This window comes from Rhodococcus indonesiensis (genome assembly GCF_047782815.1).
Taxonomy (GTDB): Bacteria; Actinomycetota; Actinomycetes; order Mycobacteriales; family Mycobacteriaceae; genus Rhodococcus; species Rhodococcus indonesiensis.
The window spans coordinates 124,225-142,306 of sequence record NZ_CP180631.1 but is presented as its reverse complement, the minus strand read 5'-3'; the positions used below and the strand labels follow the sequence as shown (position 1 = coordinate 142,306).

Sequence of the window (18,082 nt, the reverse complement as noted above, 5' to 3'; positions counted from 1 at the left end):
TCAACTATCTGTCGTGTGGAGTCAAGTACCTGGGGTGTCCGGGCCCGCACGATCGAGGCCTACGGCTTCTCGATCACTTCTCCTGCTTCCGAAAGGATGCCCGATGGCCGACACCCGCTATCGCACCAGCTTGCCGATCACCCTGCCGCGTCGCCCCCGGCCGGCACCCGTCGACGTCCGGCACGCGGCAGTCCCCGATCCCCTGGAGCCGCTGCGCCCACCCGCCTCCGCGCCGAATGTGTTGGTGATCCTGCTCGACGACATGGGCTTCGGTGCGTCGTCGGCCTTCGGGGGCCCGTGCCGGATGCCGGTGGCCGAGCGCCTGGCCGCCGGGGGGCTGCGATACACACGGTTCCACACCACTGCGATGTGCTCGCCGACTCGGGCGGCGTTGCTGACCGGACGCAACCACCACTCCGCCGGAATGGGAGGCATCACCGAGGTGGCCACCGCGCAGCCCGGATACACCTCCTCACGGCCCGACTCGTGTGCCCCCCTCACCGAGATGCTGCGTCTGAACGGCTACAGCACCGGCTGTTTCGGAAAGTGGCATCAGACACCGACCTGGGAACTCAGCCGATCCGGTCCTTTCGACCGGTGGCCGACCGGAGAAGGTTTCGAGAAGTTCTACGGCTTCATGGGTGGGGAGACCGACCAGTATTTCCCCACCCTCTTCGAAGGAACCACCCCGGTCGCGACACCCCACGGACAGGGCTACCACCTGAGCGAAGACATCGCCGACCGAGCCATCGCGGACATCCGCCACCAGCAGACCCTGACACCCGGTAAACCGTTCTTCACCTACGTGTCGTTCGGGGCCGTGCACGCACCGCACCAAGCTCCGGCGGCCTACCTCGAGTCCTACCGGGGTCGGTTCGATCACGGATGGGACGTCCAACGCGAACGCACCCTGGCACGGCAGAAGCAGCTGGGCATCCTGCCCGCGGACACCGAGCTGAGCGCCCGTCCGGAAGAGATCGGTGCGTGGGCCCACCAGCCGAGACCCGCCCGGCGGCTCTATGCCCGGATGATGGAAGCGTACGCGGCGATGGCCACCCACACCGACGAGCAGGTCGGCAGACTCGTCGACGCGCTCGAGGAGATGGGTCAGCTCGACAACACCCTGGTCCTGTACATCCTCGGCGACAACGGGGCCAGCGGCGAAGGCGGACCCCACGGCTGCATCAACGAGTTCGCCACCTACAACCTCGAGCCGGCCACAGTGGAGGAGATGCTCGAGCGGATCGACGAGATCGGCGGCCCGACCCTGTTCAACCATTACCCGGTCGGATGGGCGCACGCGATGAACACCCCCTATCAGTGGACCAAGCAGATCGCCTCCCACTGGGGCGGGACCCGCAACGGGTTGATCGTCCACTGGCCTGCCGGGATCGACAGCGCGGGGGAGAACCGCTACCAGTTCACCCACGTCAACGACGTCGCGGCCACCGTGCTCGAGGCGGCGGGCCTGCCCGAGCCGACCACGGTCAACGGGATCGCTCAAAAACCCCTCGAGGGTGTCTCCATGGTCTATTCCTTCGACGACGCAGACGCGCCCGAACAGCACACCACGCAGTACTTCGAGTTGTTCGGCAACCGCGGCATCTACCACGAAGGCTGGTCCGCCTGCACGATGCACGGCATCCCCTGGGTCTTCGACGGAGACACCCCCCGTTTCGCCGACGACGACTGGGAGCTCTACGCCCCCGACGACCACAGTCAGGCGCACAACATCGCCGCCGCGGAGCCGGAACGCCTGCAACAGCTCAAGGAGCTGTTCCTCCTCGAGGGCGCCAAATACGACGTCTTTCCCCTCGACGACCGGAAGGTGGCCCGGCTGAACGCGGACACGGTGGGCCGTCCTCATCTCATGCAGGGCAGGACCACGCTGACGCTGTACCCGGGGATGTCCCACATGAACGAGAACATCGTTCCCGACACGAAGAACTGCTCGTGGACCGTGTGTGTCGATCTCGAAGTCGGAGAGTGCGACCGCGGGGCCTTGGTGACCCAGGGCAGCCGGTTCGGCGGCTGGGCGCTCTACCTCCGCGACGGCGCCCCGGCGTTCCACTACAGCTGGATCGACAAGCAGCACTACGAAATCGTCGCCTCTGAGCGATTGGCCCCGGGCCGGCACACCGTCCGCTACGACTTCACCTACGACGGGGGCGGTGTCGGCAAGGGCGGCGTGGGGCGGCTCTACGTCGACCACGCGTGCGTCGGGGAGACGGTTCTCGCCCACACCGTCCCCTACCTGTACCACACCAGCGACGGGCTCGATGTCGGTGCCGACCACGGATCACCGGTCTCGCACCACTACGGCACCGCCGCAGGACGCTTCACCGGCACCATTCACGGTGTCGTACTCGAAACCGACCCCCTCAAAGGTGACGAGCCCGGCGCCGAGCGGGCCCGGCTGGCGGCGCAGCTTGCCACCCAGTGAACGAGAGCGGCCAGGGGCCCGGGGAGCGCACAGCGAGCACGCGCTGCCCGGTCTCCCGCCGCCGTGTGCTGTCCGAAAGCTCGCGGCGCCGGTCAGCGTGGGTCCGCGGCGCACCGAAACCCCGTGTTGCCCGTCGTGCTGTCCGCGGTGTTGGCGGTTCTGGCAGCGACCCGGTACCGGTTGCAGTACGAATCGTGGCAAAGGTAGGAGCCTCCCCGTATGACCCGTGCCGGGCCGACCGCGGGACCGCGGGGATTGACGCAGCCGTCGGCACCATGGTCGGTGCCCCACCAGTCCTGACACCATTCCCACACGTTCCCGGCCACGTTGTAGAGACCGAAACCGTTCGGCGCGAAGGCATCCACCGGGCAAGTGCCGCGGTATCCGTCCTCGGCGGTGTTCCTGGTCGGAAAGGTCCCCTGCCAGATGTTGCAGCGGTACCCGCCGCCCGGAGCGAGTTCGTCGCCCCAGGGGTATCGCTGCTGGACCAACCCGCCCCGCGCCGCATACTCCCACTCGGCCTCGGTGGGCAGCCGGGCTCCGGCCCAGGCACAGTACGCCTGTGCATCGTTCCAGGACACGTGCACGACAGGATGGTGGCCCCGGTTGCCGACCTCGCTGCCCGGCCCCTCCGGTGCGGCCCAGAATGCCCCCTCGACCCCGCACCACCAGGGCGTTTGGTCGGGACGGGGGGAGATTCGACGCAGCCGGGCGGGCAGGAAGCCGGCGAACACGTAGGACCACCCGTACCGCTGCGCATCTGTGACGTAGGCGGTGGCCGCGACGAAGGCCGCGAACTGGTCGTTGGTGACCGCGTACGCCCCGATTCGGAAGGCATCGACGTATACCGACCTGACCGGGCCTTCGCCGTCGTCTCGGAATCCGGTGGGGTCGACGGTACCCATGAGAAACTTCCCGCCGTCGAGGTGGACCCACGGCCCGCCCTCCCCTCCGGCCCCGGGAACGCCGCGGGTGCGGCGCCCCGGCTCGGCGATCGGGGCCCGCGCGCTGCGCGCGCGTGGCGGGGCGCAACATCCAGTTCGTTCGGGGGATTCTGGCATTCGTCTTCCTTACTCCGCTTTCTTCACTCGGATCGTCGTCCGCGAACTCCGAAGGGCGTCAAGAAATGCGGCAAAGATCCCCTCCCGCTCGATGAAGCCCAGGAACTCCGACACCCACACCGCGTCCAGGTCGTCCTACAGCAATCGCTGCTAGCCGCGCGCCTCGAACCAGTCGATCGGGAGCCGCCGTGGGCGCCGGGTCTCGGGAGCGAACTGCTGCGGATCGTAGCTGTTCGGGTGGAGCAAGAGTCCGACAGAGTGGGCCATGGGGGACACCCTTTCGTCGAGGTACGCGGGGCAACAGCAACATGTCGGGAGGGATGCCGCGGGTTGGCCCGGATGCGGGGGAGCTCGGATGACGCGTCCGTACCCCTGGCCGAGGTGTGTCGTCCCGCGGGCAAGGGTGGGCCCCGTGCGGCGGTAAACCGAGTTGCCGAGCGACGTGACCTACATCCTGCTCGACCGCACGCACTCGTGTATTGACTTCAGGAGACAGTTTCTTGACCATATGGGACATGTCGCTGATACGAGGCACGTCCCTGACCGGGTATCCCTCCCTGGTTGCGGAGCTGGGCGGGGACCCGGACGCGCTGCTGCACCGCGCCGCGATCCGCGCTTCCGACGTCGGCCGGTTCGATTCGTTCGTCACCTATCTGGCGTTGATCCACGCGGTGGAATCGGCCGCGGCGGTCACCGGCACGAGTGATTTCGGGCGGCGCCTCGCGCAGCGGCAAGGCATCGAGATTTTCGGACCGGTGGGCGTCGCGGCGCGCACCACCGGCACGGTCGCCGAGGCGCTCACGATCTTCGAGCACTACCTTGCCGCCTACAGCCCCGCGGTCTCGGCGCGGATCGTCCCCCTTCCCGCCACGGACTTCGCGTTCTTCGAGTTCAAGGTCCTGATCCCCCACCCGCCGGCGCATCCGCAGGTGATCGAACTCTCGCTCGGTATCGCGCTGCGTGTTCTGCGCTTCATGCTCGGTCCCGCCTACGCGCCGATCGCCGTGCATCTCCCTCACGAGCCATTGACTTCCCGCGACGACTACTTGCGCTACTTCTCCTGTACCCCCCGCTTCGGGGAGCCACGGGCGGGTTTCACTGTCCAGACCGGAGACCTGAACCGGCCCTTGGCCCGGGACCAGCTGGCACACCGGGCGATGCTGGACTATCTCGACACCGTCATCGACCGTCGCGAATCCGGGACGGTCACCCCGGTGCGGGAGTTGGTGCGTCAGCTCCTGCCGACCGGATCGGCCTCCCTTCCGGTGATCGCCCAACAGTTTCGTCTGCACCCCAAGACCCTGCAGCGGCGACTGGCGGCCGAAGGGACGACTTTCGCCGCGCTCGTCGACGACGTGCGCCGAGAGATGGCACAGCACTATCTGCGTGGCACCGATATGACGCTGTCCCACCTGGCCCGCGAACTCGGCTACGCCGAACAGAGCGTGTTCACCAGAGCGTGCCGGCGCTGGTTCGGGACGAGCCCCACACTGGTGCGGAACAGGCAGCGGTCCACCGGCGCCCTGGGAGGTGAACCGGCGTTTCGGCCACGGTCGTGAAGAGGCATCTCGGAAGCGTCTCCCAATGTCAAAAACATGTCCTACAGAGTCAATCAATAGGTGTCCCGGGCAGGAATGATGTGAGTCACATCCACCAACCGACGAAGGGGACTCCCATGACTTCGACGACCGTTCCGGGCCCTGCGACGACGACCAACGGGTCACAGTTGCCACTGGTGGCGTTGCCGCAAGGTGAGCTGCTGACGGTGAACGAGGAGAACATCCCGCTGATCAAGGACTCACTGGGTCCGGGCGTGCACTTCAAGCCGCTGCGGCTGGATCTGGAGAACGGTGAGTGGGTAGTGCTGGCCACCTTCGCGCCCGGTGCGCGGATCCCGCTGCACTATCACACCGGCGCGGTCGACGCGTGGACGATCAGCGGGTGCTGGTACTACGTGGAGTACCCGGAACAGAAGCAGACCGCGGGTTCGTACCTGTATGAGCCGGGGGCGTCGGTCCACACACTGGCGTGCCCAGAAACCAATACCGAAGACACGGTCGCCTTGTTCCGGGTCACCGGGGCGAACATCAACTTCAACGAGGACGGCACCTTCCACTCCATCCTCGACGCGGCCCTGATCCGGCACCTGACCGGCACCCTGTCGGCCGAGCAGAACCTCGGTCCGGTCAACTTCATCGGCGGCGGTGCCGCCGGCTTCTTGAACGGCAACGCCTGATGCGCGTTGAACGGCAACGCCTGATGCGCGCGGTGGTGATGCAGGACGGCAGGCTCCGGGTCGAGGAGATCGCCGAGCCGGTACCGGGCTCCGGTGAGGTCCTGGTCGAGGTCCTCGCGTGTGGCATCTGCGGGTCGGACAAGAGCTGCCTGGTCCACGGCGACGGCTTCAACCGCGCTGCCCTCGGCGCGTTCGGTACTCCTATGCTGGACCTGTCGAAGCCGATTGTGTTCGGGCACGAGTTCGTCGCCGAGATCGTTTCGTACGGTCCGGACACCGAGCGGAAACTCCCGCCGGGCACCCGGGTAGTGTCGATGCCGATCCTGATGCGCGAGCAGCCGGTGCTGCTCGGATTCGGCGGGACCGACACCCCCGGCGCCTACGCACAGCGCATGGTGCTCTCCGAGGCGTTACTGATCCCGGTGCCGGACCAGATGTCGACCGACGTCGCGGCGCTCACCGAGCCCCTCGCGGTCGCGCTCCGGTCGCTCAACCGGGCCGAGACCGCCGTCGGCGATGTGCCGCTGGTGCTCGGGTGCGGTCCAATCGGGCTCGCCGTCATCGTGCTGCTCAAGGCTCGGGGTGTCGGTCCGATCGTGGCGGCCGATCTGTCCCCGGAGCGGCGTGCCTTCGCCCTGAAGCTCGGTGCCGACGTCGCCGTCGACCCGACCGTCGACTCGCCGTACCAGGCGTGGATGCAGGCCGCGGCCACCGACGACCCCGCGCTGATGTCACCCCCGACCGCCGTGGCCGGCCGGCTACCCCTGCGACCGACCGTCGGCTTCGAGTGCACCGGGGCACCGGGACTTCTGCAGCAGATGATCTCCGGCGCGCCTCCCGGGTCGCGGATCGCGGTGGCCGGCATCAACTTCGGATCCGACACCGTCGAGCCGGCGCAGGCGATCGTGAAGGAACTGGACCTGCGGTTCTGCCTGTACTACTCACCCGAGGAGTTCGCCCGGACACTCGAACTGCTGGCCTCCGGTGACATCGACCCGACGCCGCTGATCACCGGTCGAGTCGGCCTCGACGATGTCGCCGACGCGTTCGAACGCCTCGACACCTCACCCACCGACGCGAAGATCCTCATCGACGCGTCACTGTGACGCCGCCGGGCTGTCACATGGACATCCGCCCGGCGACTGTGAGCTCGTGAACGACGACACCCTCAGCACACCAACCGGACTCGACTGAACAACCCGTCGGGTCGACCCTACGCACCCCAGGAATCACCATGATCTCGACGACTACCCCGTGCCCAGCAACCCCGCCCAGCGGCGCCACGCCCCCACCACCGGTGGTGCCACCGCAGGGCGAACTGGTTACCGGGAACGCGAACAACCTTCCGTGGGTGTGTGCCTGATGCGCGCCGAATCGACCGACCGGCCGGCCCCGTCGCTCGAGGGCCGGAAGATCTTCGTCACCGGCGCCAACGGGTTCATCGGCCGCGCCCTGGCCGGGCGGCTGCGTGCACTCGGCGCCCGGGTCAGCGGCATCGACCTGATCCCCGACCCTGAACACGGCGTGGTCGCCGGCGACATCACCGAGCCGGACCCATGGAAGGGCGAACTCGACGGCGTCGACACGGTGATCCACACTGCAGCCCTGCTCGGCGCTGCATACCCGCTCGAACAATCGTGGAAGGTCAACGTTCTCGGCACCAGCCGCGTCCTTCAGGCGTCGGTGGACGCCGGGGTGCGCCGATTCGTGCACTTCTCCTCGGTGGCCGCGTACGGCTTCGTCTTCCCCGACGACGTCGACGAGTTCCACCCGATCCAGGTCAACGGCGACGTCTATACCGACACCAAGGTCAACTCCGAGGCGGTCGTCCTCGCCGCTCACGGTGCCGGCCAGATCGATGTGACCGTGGTCCGCCCCGGCGACGTGTGGGGCCCGGGCTCGGTGTGGGTGCGCTCCCCGATCGCGGAGATGCGCAAACCCACCGGCTTCCCGCTGCCCGACGGCGGCAACGGCATCTTCTCACCGGTCTACATCGACAACTTCGTCGACGGCATGGTGCTGGTCGTGGCCTCCGACGACGCCGCCGGCCAGGTGTTCAACATCACCGACGGGATCGGCGTCCGCTGCGCCGACTTCTTCGGCCGGATGGCCGAGATGTGCCACGGCACCATCCACACCCTGCCGATGAAGGTCGCCGCCCCGCTCGCCGACGTGGTCGGCACCCTGCTGCGCCGCCTCGGCCACCGAAGCGACCTGTGTGCCGGCACCATGTGGCTGCTCAACCGCCCTGCCACCTACTCGATCGAAAAGATCCAGAAGGCCCTCGGCTACCAGCCGCTGGTCTCGATCGACGAGGGCATGTCCCGGGTCGCCGACTGGGTCCGTAGTGAGGGACTCGCCGGCACCTGACCCTCTTCGTCACCCGTACCCGTACCCGGACCCAGCCCCCAGTCCACGCCACCATGGAGGAACAGCCGTGACCACACCCGAGCGCAACACAGATCGCGGCCCGACGGCCAATCTCAGCGAGAACCTCGTCTCGGCAGGGCACACCCGAGCGGACACCGTCGCGCTGCGCTGCGACGACCACACCCTCACCTTCGCCGAGTTCGACGCGGCCGCGGCCCGAGTGGCCACCCTGCTCGAACGCGAAGGCATCGAACCCGGAGACCGGGTCGGGATGATGCTGCCGAACACCCCCGCGTTCGCGATCACCTTTTACGGGATCCTGCGGGCCGGCGCCGTCGCCGTCCCGATCAACCCGCTGCTGAAGGCACGCGAGATCGAGTTCTACCTGACCAACACCGGCGCCGCGGCGCTGATCGCCACCCCTGCGTTCGCCGACGAGGCCACTGCGGCGGCGGACGCCGCGGGCGGCGTGAGGTCGTGGCTGGTGGACGACACGATCCTCGCGCAGCTGACCGCAGACCTGCCGGAACAGGCCGCCCCGGTGCCCCGCGCCGGGACCGACACCGCCGTTATCCTGCACACCTCGGGCACCACCGGCAAGCCCAAGGGCGCCGAACTGACCCACGCCGGTCTCCGACGCAACGCCGAGATCTGCGCGCGCACCCTGTTCGACCTCCAACCGGACGACGTGCTGATGGGATGCCTGCCGCTGTTCCACGTCTTCGGTCTGACCTGCGGACTGAATACCGCCGTGCACGTCGGGGCCACCCTGACCCTGATCCCACGGTTCGACCCGCACAAGGCGCTCGAGGTGATCGAACGCGACCGTGTCACCGTATTCCTGGGCGTCCCGACGATGTACTCCGCCGTGCTCGCCGCCGCCCAGAACGGACCCGCACCCGCCACCGACAGTCTGCGGCTGTGCGCCTCCGGCGGTGCCTCCCTACCGGTCCAGGTCATCACCGACTTCGAGAAGCAATTCGGCTGCATGATCCTCGAGGGCTACGGACTGTCGGAAACCTCCCCCGTCGCCTCGTTCAACCACCCCGACCGGGAACGCAAACCCGGCTCGATCGGCACCCCGATCGAAGGCGTCCGGATGCGGGTGGTCGACACCGACGGAAACGAGCTCCCCGCCGGCGAACGCGGCGAGATCCAGATCGCCGGCCACAACGTCATGAAGGGCTACTGGAACCTGCCCGAGGCGACCGAGGCCGCGATCACCCCCGCAGGATGGTTCGCCACCGGCGACATCGGCACCGTCGACGACGACGGCTACTACTACATCGTCGACCGCAAGAAGGACATGATCATCCGCGGCGGACTCAACGTCTACCCGCGTGAGATCGAAGAAGTCCTCTACGAACACCCCGCCGTCGCCGAAGCCGCCGTCATCGCCATCCCACACCCCACTCTCGGCGACGAAGTCGGCGCTGCGGTCGCCCTCAAACCCGGAACCCGTACCGAGCCCGACGAACTCCTCGAATACGTCAAACAACGTGTCGCCGCCTACAAATACCCCCGGCACCTGTGGATCCTGAACGAACTGCCCAAGGGCGCCACGGGGAAGGTCCAGAAACGCGAAATACCAGTGCCCATAATCTAAGAGCAAGTCTCATTGGCGAGTTTCTTCCAGCACGGGGACTGTCGGAATAAAGGTCCCCCTCGTCCCCGCCGGGGCAGGTGGGGCGCCGAGGCTTTCAGGTCCGGGGTGGGAGCGGGTACGAGCGGCCGGTGCCGGCCAGCAGTGCCACTGCGGCGAGTTGGACGGTCACGACCGCGATGATCAGGGCGGGTGGTGACACCGCCCGGCACGCTCGGTCCCCGGTACGGTCCGGGGGCGACGGGGACCGCGCACAGGAAACCGTGACCGACTCGTCTCGCCAGCCAGGCACGGTCGGAATGGTGACATTGGTCGATCCACCAGTTTTTCTGGGACGGCGCTTTCGGATCCGGTCAGGGTGAAGCCTCGACGAGCGCCTCCAGGGTGAGCGTCGACCGGCGGTCAGCACTCAAGGGAGCAGCTCGAAGTACTGCGGGCGGGCCTTCATTGCGTGGATGAGAAGTTCGTTCCCGCTGTCGAAGCGCAGCACGACCAATTCCAGGAGGCGACCTTTCGGGTCGAAACCGAGCCGGAACTCTCGCGCGGGGTTGTCGTCGTCAAGGTCGGCTGCATAGACGTAGTGCTGGGCCGCGTAGATACTGTCGGTTTCGTCGATTCCGTGTCTGAGGGCGGATTTGTGCGCTTTCACGCGACCCGGGTCCAGGCACGGATCGCTTCCCGAATCGCTTCCGACCTGGATACATGCTCTTGTTCTGCACGAGCGTTCAAAGCCTTCAGCAAGGCTTCGTCCATGCGGACCGGGATCACGGTTGCAGGGCCCTCCCCGATCGTGGGACGCCCACGCTTACGCAGGGCAGCGGCGTCGTAGCCGGCCTCGGCTTCGTCCGCCCATCCCTCGATCATCTCGTCGGTGACGGGGATTCCGTTGATCGTCTCGTCAGCCATAGAATTAGTGTAATACGAAAATTGGGTGCGGGTCAGGACCCGATGCGGGAAGCGGGCACCGACCGCTTCCGCTATCACGTTCGGGGGCCGCTCCTCCTGGGTGAGTACTGGACCGATGCGGGGCCCGGATCCACCGGAAGACCTGAGACACCCGTGCTCGTCGGAATGGCGATGATCGGATGACCCCTGACGCCGTGCCTCGACCACGCCCGTTCGGGTCCGCTCGGACAGCAGCCGGAGCCCTACTGCTCGGCCGCGACGAGGTGCATCCTGCTCGCTCACAAAGCCCAGGTCCGCCTACCGTGCGGATCCAACCGGACCTCGCTGACATCGAGTGGGAACACCTACTGACATGGATGGGAAAACCTCAGCTCACGGCCACTGACTGAGACTATGCAAGAAAATGTCAGTGGGTTCTCGTCACGAAGAATGTCAGGAACGCCGACAGCGTCCTCGGTCATTCTGCCCACGTCAGCGCCCATACTCGGCTGCTGCATTCGCTGACATTCTGGCGACGAGAGCCACTGACATGCACTGACGAATCCCCAGGTCGCACCACTGAAATTCTCGTGCAGAGTCTCACCCGCTGTGAAGTGACACTGAAGTTGGCCAATCGGACCAGGTAGTTGTCCACCGCGTTGCTGCGGGAATGCCGGGTCGGTGTGCCAATTATCTTGTCCAATGATCGAGAATCGTCGGTCTCAGCGTCCGTTGTGCCATTGAAGTTGTCCAATGCGCAGGACTGGCCGATAGTCCCTCGCGTGCCGGACCGGGCCGGCGGTACCGACCGATCCTTGAGGCCGTCGCTCAGGCAGGCCACGATGTAGTCATGACCGGTCCTGCGCGTCCTGTCGCCACGAGGAGGAATCACCGATGACCGAATCCGACACCGGCAGCGTCGAAGCGGAAGCACCGGACCTCGCGCAGCAGTGGCATCCGACGCTCAACCGTGGCCTGCTGCCGTCCCAGGTGCGGGTCTCACATAGCCGGCTTGTGTGGTGGCTCGGGCCGTGCGAACACTCGTGGCAGGAATCGCCCTCGAGGAGGGCGCGCAGGGGTGCGGGCTGCCCGGTGTGCACGGGCGAGCGAACACGGCCCGGAGTCAACGACCTGGCAACCACGCACCCGCAGGAGGCGGCGAGGTGGCCGCGGGATAGCACGCGATACCCGCTCTCTGCCCGCGACATCAACGCCCGATCCCGGTGGGGCGAGCAGCTGCTCGCGACCTCGAGGACTCGGATCAGAGTGTCGCGGAGGGGAAGTGACGGCGGCGTAGTTGCTCGTCCCGGTGCGGACGGAGCAGCACTCCGAGTTGCTGTAGCCGCGCACTTCGCGAACGGATCACCTCGACGGTGAGGGCTTCGACCAACACCCACTGTGCACCGGTGACCCAGTCGAGTTCGCGGCGCAGGTGCGCGCGGAGATGCTCGGGACTGCGAAACAGAGCATCGATGGCCTCCCAGGTACGGGGTCCCGACAGCAGGTGCAGCACCCGAGCAGTCTGCGGGTAGAGCGCACACCGGTCGTCCACCCCCTCCACGAACCCGGGCCGGGTTTGCGCGGCGCGCAGACGTTCGGTCCACGAGGACGGCCCGAGGACCGTGGCCTGATCGCGGACGATCCGCCAGGTGGCGTCCACGAGGTGCCGGGTGAGCAGACCGGCGGTGACGGCACGCCGGTATCGGCGCTCCGCCCGCACCCACTCGCCCGGGTCTCGGACCTGCCGCTGGTGTTCGTGACCGTGTTCGGGGGCGAGCCAGCGTCCGTGCTTGAGGCAGATCGTGAACTGGTGGTGGTCGAACGTGGGCACCGAATGTCCTGCGGTGCAGTGGGTGCAGGCGTGGCGGACGCCGGTGAGGCGCGTGCGGTAGGTCTCGGTGAGGAGGGTGTCGACATCGTCCGGTCGGGTGCCGGTGGCCCGGAGATAGGAGCGGGCGAAGTGGGTGGCGTGCGGTCCGCCGAGTTCGTGGATCACCAGCGCCAGGTGGTGCGGTCGCCCGGTCTTGCTGCGGCGCTTGCGGATCAGCGAGTCCACCAGCCGGCGGTCGATCACGTTCACTGCGCACAGCCGGTCGAGGTAGGAGTGCGGCGTCTCGAAGCGGTGTGGCCGCACAGCCACCGGCTGAGGCTTGAGGACGAGGGGATTCACGCGACCGCGCTGCCGCCCTTCTTTGCGGCGGGCCGACGGCGCACCGCGGCAGCGCCTGCCGCCCCGAAGATGTGCTCCTCGACGATCACCTCGCGTGCATCGGGGGTGGGTTTCTCGTCGATCGCTACCGACAGGGCGCGGGAGAGCACCCGACGAAGGTTTCCGATGCGGCCCTCGGTCAGCGCGTGCAGGGGGTCGGCGAACTCCAGCAGCCGCTCCGGCTCGCCGTCCACGAGGTGCATCTCCTCGCTGAACCGCAGCAGCAGCGCGGCCCAGCGGTCCCGGTCGGCATCCGAGGCGTAGGAGAACGGCCGCAGGGGCCGGATTTCGCCGCGGCCCATGATCTGCTCGGCGGCGCGGGAGGCGAGTTTGCTGGTGAGGTCGATGCCGGATAGGACGGTGACGACGCCGGCGTTGTTGATGATCGACTTGAGCGTGTCCATCGCGTCGTCCCCGTGCGGTCCGTGCAGGCGAAGCATCTGCAACTCGTCGACGATCAGTAGCCGGGTTCGGCGGGCGAGCATGAGGTCGGTGGCGTTGCCCACGAGTTCCCGCTGGGTGCGGCGTTCCCCGACCGGGGTGCCGAAGAAGTCGAGGATCGCGGCGGCGATCATCTTCGGTGTCGACCGCGGGGCGACCTCGATGTAGACCACCGGGACGTGGCCGTGTCGCCGGTAGTCGGGGTTCATCCGGGCCTGTGCCATTTCCACCTCCCGCGCCAGCCGCAGCAGCATGGTGGTCTTCCCGACGTTCGCGGGACCGTCCAGCACGATGTTGCGTTCTCCGATGGCGTACTCGTGGGTGGTGCGCAGATAGCCCTTGACCGACCGGAGCAGGTCCATCGTGTCGGCAGTCTTCAACCAGAACCCGGCACCGAACCACTGCAGGCGCAGGCTGTCGTAGCTCCACCGCCCGTCCGGGTCGAGCGCCTGGTAGTCGTCGCGGCCGAGGGGGTCGGGCCGGGTGAACCGGTGGTCGAGTCGCTGGCGCAGACCCGACAGGGTGCTCTTGGGGTCAGGTCGCATTCCACAACTCCTCGTCCGGGGACACCACCCGGAATTCGTCGGCCACCGCTGCCGTCCGGGCGGGCTGGGGCGGTGCCGGGTCGGCGATCGGCGCCGGGCGCGGGTCGCCATCGCGGGTGCGTTGCTCGGCCACGGCTTTTCGCCTCGCTGCGCGTTTGGCCGACATGCCGGTCGGCCGGGTCGCCAGCATCTGCTCGGCCCACTCGTCCTGCACGTCCCCCTCGGCCGGCGCGGCGGCGCGCAGGTGGCGCAACGCAGAGGCGAACGGGTACACCTCGAGCCGGTAGGAGTCCGAGACGCACTCGATCCAGTCTCCGGTGTCGGGGTGGGCCACCCAGGCGCGGTCGGGGTCGTAGGGGTCGCAGTGGACCTCCCACTTCCCGTCCTTCGTGTCGGGCCGCCTCGTCATCAGGGGCTGGAGGTCGTCGGACCGGTAGACGAGGTTGTTGATTTTGAATCCGGTGCCGGGCTGCAACACCCGGCGCTGCACGGGCATCAGGGCGATGTAGGTGTGCTCGTCGATCGGCACCGGGATGCCCGCGCCGGCGTCGAACATGACCGCATACATCTGGTTCGGCGTGAACTTCCGCGACGGTATGTCCCTGTCCCGCAGCCCGTCGTGGGGGCGGTTCTGCCACACCCGGATCCACCACTGCTCGAACGAGTCCGCCAGCTCCCGCAGCGTCAGCAGTCCGTTGTGGGAGATCTCGCCCCGATGGGTCGAGTTGTTGCCGACGTAGCCGGGCTGCTTCTGCATCCACAGCGTGTCCACGCTGCCCAGCAGTCTTTCGATGTGGGTCTTGTAGGTCGGGGACTGCGGTGGGGCCTGCCGGACGCTGATCCCGAAGTGCCGGCAGGCCGAGATGAACGTCGGTCCCAGATAGTCGTTGCCGCGGTCCGTGGTGATCGACTCCGGCACGATATACGGCACCGCCAGCGCGCCCCGCTGCCGCTGGTCGAACGCGGTCATCTGCTCGTGCGGCAGCACCTCGGACGCGTCCAGGCGCATCCACTCCGGCGCGTCGGGGCGGCACTGCCGGGGCCGCAGGATGCGGGCCAACAGGTCGGCGTGTTCCACCCCGGAAGCACCGGTGGGCACCATCGAGAACCCCAGGATGCTGCGGGTCGCCACATCCACCGCCACCGTCAACACGGGCCTGCCGACCTTGCCGTCCGGCATCAGGCTCAGCACGTTCACCGGGGTCGAGTCGATCTCCACCACCTGGCCGGGAGCCGTCGCCGAGATCGGTGCCGGATTCCGGTCCGGGCGGTTACCCGCAGACCGGCGGGTGGTGGCCTTCCCACGGACGAGGCCACGAGTGTCATAGGCGTCGATGAGCCTGCGCAGTGTCCGGTCCGAGGGCATGTCGATGTCCTCGTCCGGGTGCCGTACCCGAAGCAGCGCTCCGACGCGGTTGATGAGGGTGGCGACCGAGACGGTGCTGTCGGTCATGGCGTCTTCCAGAACGGCGATCACCACCTCGGACACCCTGTGGTCGACGTTCGGGGCGGCCGACTTCCGGGCGGTGGTACGGCGGTCGATGAGCCCGCCGATGCCGTGGGCGAGGTATTGCTTCTCCTTGCGGCCGAGGGTGCGGACGGTGACATTGATGCCCGCCGCCGCCAGTTCCTGGACCTTCAACTCGCGGCGCTTCACCTTGCTCGGATCGTCGTAGCCCGGCCGGGGCGTCAGGGTGTCGTCGTGAGGGTTAGAGACCCCGTACACGACTTCGTTCAGATGCGGCTCCCACCAGCGGGCGCGCTCCACCTCCTCGGCAGTGACCGCGGTGAACTCGGCGGGCTTGTTGCCGTCGGCGGGTCGCTGCTTCCCGGTGACCTTGATTTCCCCGCGGGCCGACAGGGTGGGCACGTCGATCCAGACCCGTTCGCCGTCCACCAGCCGCTGCAACAGAGTCCCGGCGGGTGCGGCTGCCGCCACGACGTACTCCACACCGTCCCACTCGATCAGCTCTCCCAGGTTCAGCCGCAGCACGGTTCGCCCTCCGAGATCGTGGTGGCAGTGGTATCGAAGTCGAGAGGCCGGTCGAGATGGACGAGCAGGCGACGATGCCAGATCAGGTGCTTGATATACGGCATCACCAGTGCCGGGTGACGCCGGTTCAGCATCGCCGCGCCCTCCCCGAGAAATCGTCCGTCCTCGAAGAGGTCGAGCAACCGCACGAACACCTCCGAAAGCGGGTGGCACCGCGGCAGTCGGGTCGCCCGAAGAAACGCCAGGTTGGCTGTCCTCGTCGGACCGGTCTCCGACAACACCTGGTGACGCCAACCCACCTGCTCGCAGACGCGGGCGGTCTCGGCGAACTGGGACTGCGCATCGGCCACCCGACGCGCCGGCTTCACGTCGTAGACCACCTGGTCACCGTTCGCGTGGACGGCGAAGAAGTCCGGGTCGTGGTAGATCGCCTGGGCTCCGCGCCGGAACAGCAGCCGGAACGGCTGAGCCGCGACCTGGACCGCTTCGCCCTGGTGGTCGAGTTCGACCAGGCAGGCCAGCTCGAGGGCGGACTCGTACCAGACGTGCCGCCCGGTCCGCGGCCAGTAGTAGAGGCCGTGCTGGTTGAGCCGGTTCTGGTACTGCGCACCCCGGCGGATCGGCTCGGTCTCCCACAGCTGCTCGTGCAGCAGCTCAGGGGAAACACGCGCCGTGCGGACAGCGCCGTCGGGGCGACGCCACTGCACGGTATCGAAGCCGTCTTCTGTGCGGGTGGCGAGAGATCGGACCGGCGGCGAGGGCATCCCAGCAAGCGTGGTCAGGGTCTCGGCCATCGGGGCGGTCCTCCGTACACATGTGTGCGGCGGCACCGACTCTCCGCGCTGGTCATGGCCTACAAACTCCTGCCAGCTGAGCAGGCGTTGGACAGACTCTAGGCACGATTGGACAGAAAGGTTGGCAATTGGACAACCGGCGTGTCACTTCACACCGAGAACCTACAAAAACGGTCGAATCGGGCATATTCGTGACCTGGGGGTATGTCACTCCTGGTTTGTGCGGTGTCGCCGCTGAAAATTCCCATTTACGCAGCTATCTTCGCGAACCCAGTGGTGAGCGTGTTTTCGGTCGGCGGGACCCTGTCGGGGCCGTCCGGTAGCGTCCCCACCCGTGAAGGATGAGACGGAAACACCGGGGGAGGGGCAGATCGTGGTGCCCGGGACCCCGACGGGGCTCGCGGTGCCGGACATCACGGCGACGACCGCCGCCCGGATCGCGGAGTCGGTGGCGTCGGCGCGGGCCGCCGGCACCCGCCGCACCTACGCCTCCGGGTGGCGGGCCTTCACCACCTGGTGCGCCGCCGAAGGCCACACCGCGGTGCCGGCGCATCCGGTCACCGTCGCCGCCTACCTCGTTGCGTGCGCCGACACCGTCACCGAGACGGGGGAGCGGGCCTTTGCCCCCGCCACCCTCGCCCATCGCCTCGCCGCGATCGCCCATCACCACCGCCAGAGCGGACACCCGAGCCCGACCGGCAACGACCTGGTCAAAGCGACCATGTCCGGCATCCGCCGCGACTACGCCACCGCCGGGCAGCGGCCTCGCAGCCCGCGGGCCCCGCTGCTCACCGCCGACGTCCTCACCATCGTCGACAAGGCCCGCGCCGACTGCCAGGGGTGGGCCGACGAAGTGGCCGAACGCCGCGACACCGCGCTCCTGCTGCTCGGCTTCGCCGGGGCGTTCCGCCGCAGCGAACTCGTCGCATTGACCTGCGGGGACGTCAGCCTGCACCGGCTCGACGGCCTGCACATCAAACTCCGTCGCTCGAAGACCGATCAGGAGGGCCGCGGCACGATCCGGGCCCTGCCCTTCACCCACAGCCACACCAGCTGCCCGCCGTGCGCGTGGATGCGGTGGGCCCAGATCGTCGCCGCCCACGACACCGGCGGTCGGCCCGCGGTGATCCGGCTCCTCCGGGGCGCCGAGCCGTTCGCGGCGCACGTGTGCCGCGGCCCCCGCCCCCGCACCGTCCCTGTCTCTCCGTTGTTGCGGGCGATCCGCAAGAACGGCAACCTCTCCGAGACGGCGTTGTCGGGGGCGGCGGTCCATGCGGCGATCCGCCGCCGCGCCGAATCGGCCGGCTACGACCCCGAACTCGTCGCGCAGCTCGGTGGGCACTCGCTGCGCGCCGGGTTCGTCACCCAGGCCTTCCGCAACGGCGCCTCCGCGCACGCGATCATGCGCCAGACCGGGCACACCACCCCGGCCATGCTCGAGGTCTACGCCCGCGAACACGCACCTCTCTTGGGCAACGCTGTCACCAATCTGGGCCTGTGAG

15 protein-coding genes are annotated in these 18,082 nt (G+C 67.9%); 8 read left to right on the top strand and 7 right to left on the bottom strand.

Annotation, left to right across the window (positions count from 1 at the left end; genetic code table 11):
- Window positions 1-103: 103 nt before the first annotated feature.
- On the top strand, window positions 104-2,443 hold the full coding sequence (locus ACM26Y_RS26015; RefSeq protein WP_416063806.1) for an arylsulfatase: 2,340 nt from the start codon (window positions 104-106) through the stop codon (window positions 2,441-2,443).
- A gap of 92 nt (window positions 2,444-2,535) precedes the next feature.
- Here the strand turns inward: ACM26Y_RS26015 and ACM26Y_RS26010 are convergent, their stop codons facing one another.
- Window positions 2,536-3,504, bottom strand: a complete 969-nt coding sequence (locus tag ACM26Y_RS26010) for a formylglycine-generating enzyme family protein (protein WP_416063805.1) — start codon at window positions 3,502-3,504, stop codon at window positions 2,536-2,538.
- Window positions 3,505-4,019: 515 nt separating this feature from the next.
- Between ACM26Y_RS26010 and ACM26Y_RS26005 the strand changes: the two genes are divergently transcribed.
- The 5 genes from ACM26Y_RS26005 (at window position 4,020) to ACM26Y_RS25985 (ending at window position 9,716) form a co-directional block, all read left to right on the top strand.
- Entirely contained in the window at window positions 4,020-5,063 is a 1,044-nt protein-coding gene (locus ACM26Y_RS26005; RefSeq protein WP_416063804.1) for an AraC family transcriptional regulator, read from the top strand.
- Between the two features lie 116 nt (window positions 5,064-5,179).
- Window positions 5,180-5,740, top strand: coding sequence for a 2,4'-dihydroxyacetophenone dioxygenase family protein (locus ACM26Y_RS26000; protein WP_416063803.1), 561 nt, complete (start codon window positions 5,180-5,182; stop codon window positions 5,738-5,740).
- Entirely contained in the window at window positions 5,740-6,846 is a 1,107-nt protein-coding gene (locus ACM26Y_RS25995; RefSeq protein ID WP_416063802.1) for a zinc-binding dehydrogenase, read from the top strand. The genes ACM26Y_RS26000 and ACM26Y_RS25995 overlap by 1 nt, the downstream gene beginning before the upstream one ends.
- A gap of 148 nt (window positions 6,847-6,994) precedes the next feature.
- A complete protein-coding gene (locus ACM26Y_RS25990) occupies window positions 6,995-8,110 on the top strand; it encodes an NAD-dependent epimerase/dehydratase family protein (RefSeq protein ID WP_416063801.1) in 1,116 nt (371 codons plus the stop codon).
- 67 nt (window positions 8,111-8,177) lie between these two features.
- Entirely contained in the window at window positions 8,178-9,716 is a 1,539-nt protein-coding gene (locus tag ACM26Y_RS25985; RefSeq protein ID WP_416063800.1) for a long-chain-fatty-acid--CoA ligase, read from the top strand.
- A gap of 406 nt (window positions 9,717-10,122) precedes the next feature.
- Here ACM26Y_RS25985 and ACM26Y_RS25980 read toward each other — a convergent pair whose 3' ends face one another.
- Both ACM26Y_RS25980 and ACM26Y_RS25975 read right to left on the bottom strand, forming a co-directional pair.
- Window positions 10,123-10,362, bottom strand: a complete 240-nt coding sequence (locus ACM26Y_RS25980) for a toxin (protein WP_416063799.1) — start codon at window positions 10,360-10,362, stop codon at window positions 10,123-10,125.
- A complete protein-coding gene (locus tag ACM26Y_RS25975) occupies window positions 10,359-10,619 on the bottom strand; it encodes a ribbon-helix-helix domain-containing protein (protein ID WP_416063798.1) in 261 nt (86 codons plus the stop codon). The genes ACM26Y_RS25980 and ACM26Y_RS25975 overlap by 4 nt, the downstream gene beginning before the upstream one ends.
- Before the next feature lie 873 nt (window positions 10,620-11,492).
- Between ACM26Y_RS25975 and ACM26Y_RS25970 the strand changes: the two genes are divergently transcribed.
- Window positions 11,493-11,975: a zinc-ribbon domain-containing protein gene (locus ACM26Y_RS25970; protein ID WP_416063797.1), complete on the top strand. Its 483-nt coding sequence runs from the start codon at window positions 11,493-11,495 to the stop codon at window positions 11,973-11,975.
- On the opposite strand, the gene ACM26Y_RS25965 is transcribed toward ACM26Y_RS25970, so the two are convergent.
- Genes ACM26Y_RS25965 through ACM26Y_RS25950 form a run of 4 tightly spaced genes read right to left on the bottom strand, consistent with a single transcriptional unit; the run spans window position 11,860 to window position 16,580 of the window.
- Complete coding sequence (locus ACM26Y_RS25965; protein WP_416063796.1) at window positions 11,860-12,738, bottom strand: hypothetical protein; 879 nt, start codon at window positions 12,736-12,738, stop codon at window positions 11,860-11,862. The two genes, ACM26Y_RS25970 and ACM26Y_RS25965, sit on opposite strands and share 116 nt — an antisense overlap.
- A gap of 26 nt (window positions 12,739-12,764) precedes the next feature.
- The gene (locus ACM26Y_RS25960; protein WP_416063795.1) at window positions 12,765-13,793 is read right to left on the bottom strand and encodes an AAA family ATPase; all 1,029 of its coding nucleotides are present in this window, start codon (window positions 13,791-13,793) and stop codon (window positions 12,765-12,767) included.
- Entirely contained in the window at window positions 13,783-15,786 is a 2,004-nt protein-coding gene (locus tag ACM26Y_RS25955; protein WP_416063794.1) for a hypothetical protein, read from the bottom strand. The genes ACM26Y_RS25960 and ACM26Y_RS25955 overlap by 11 nt, the downstream gene beginning before the upstream one ends.
- Window positions 15,774-16,580, bottom strand: a complete 807-nt coding sequence (locus tag ACM26Y_RS25950; RefSeq protein WP_416063793.1) for a TnsA-like heteromeric transposase endonuclease subunit — start codon at window positions 16,578-16,580, stop codon at window positions 15,774-15,776. The genes ACM26Y_RS25955 and ACM26Y_RS25950 overlap by 13 nt, the downstream gene beginning before the upstream one ends.
- Before the next feature lie 334 nt (window positions 16,581-16,914).
- Here ACM26Y_RS25950 and ACM26Y_RS25945 point away from each other — a divergent pair, with 334 nt between their 5' ends.
- Window positions 16,915-18,081: a site-specific integrase gene (locus tag ACM26Y_RS25945; protein ID WP_416063792.1), complete on the top strand. Its 1,167-nt coding sequence runs from the start codon at window positions 16,915-16,917 to the stop codon at window positions 18,079-18,081.
- The last annotated feature ends 1 nt before the right edge of the window (window position 18,082 follow it).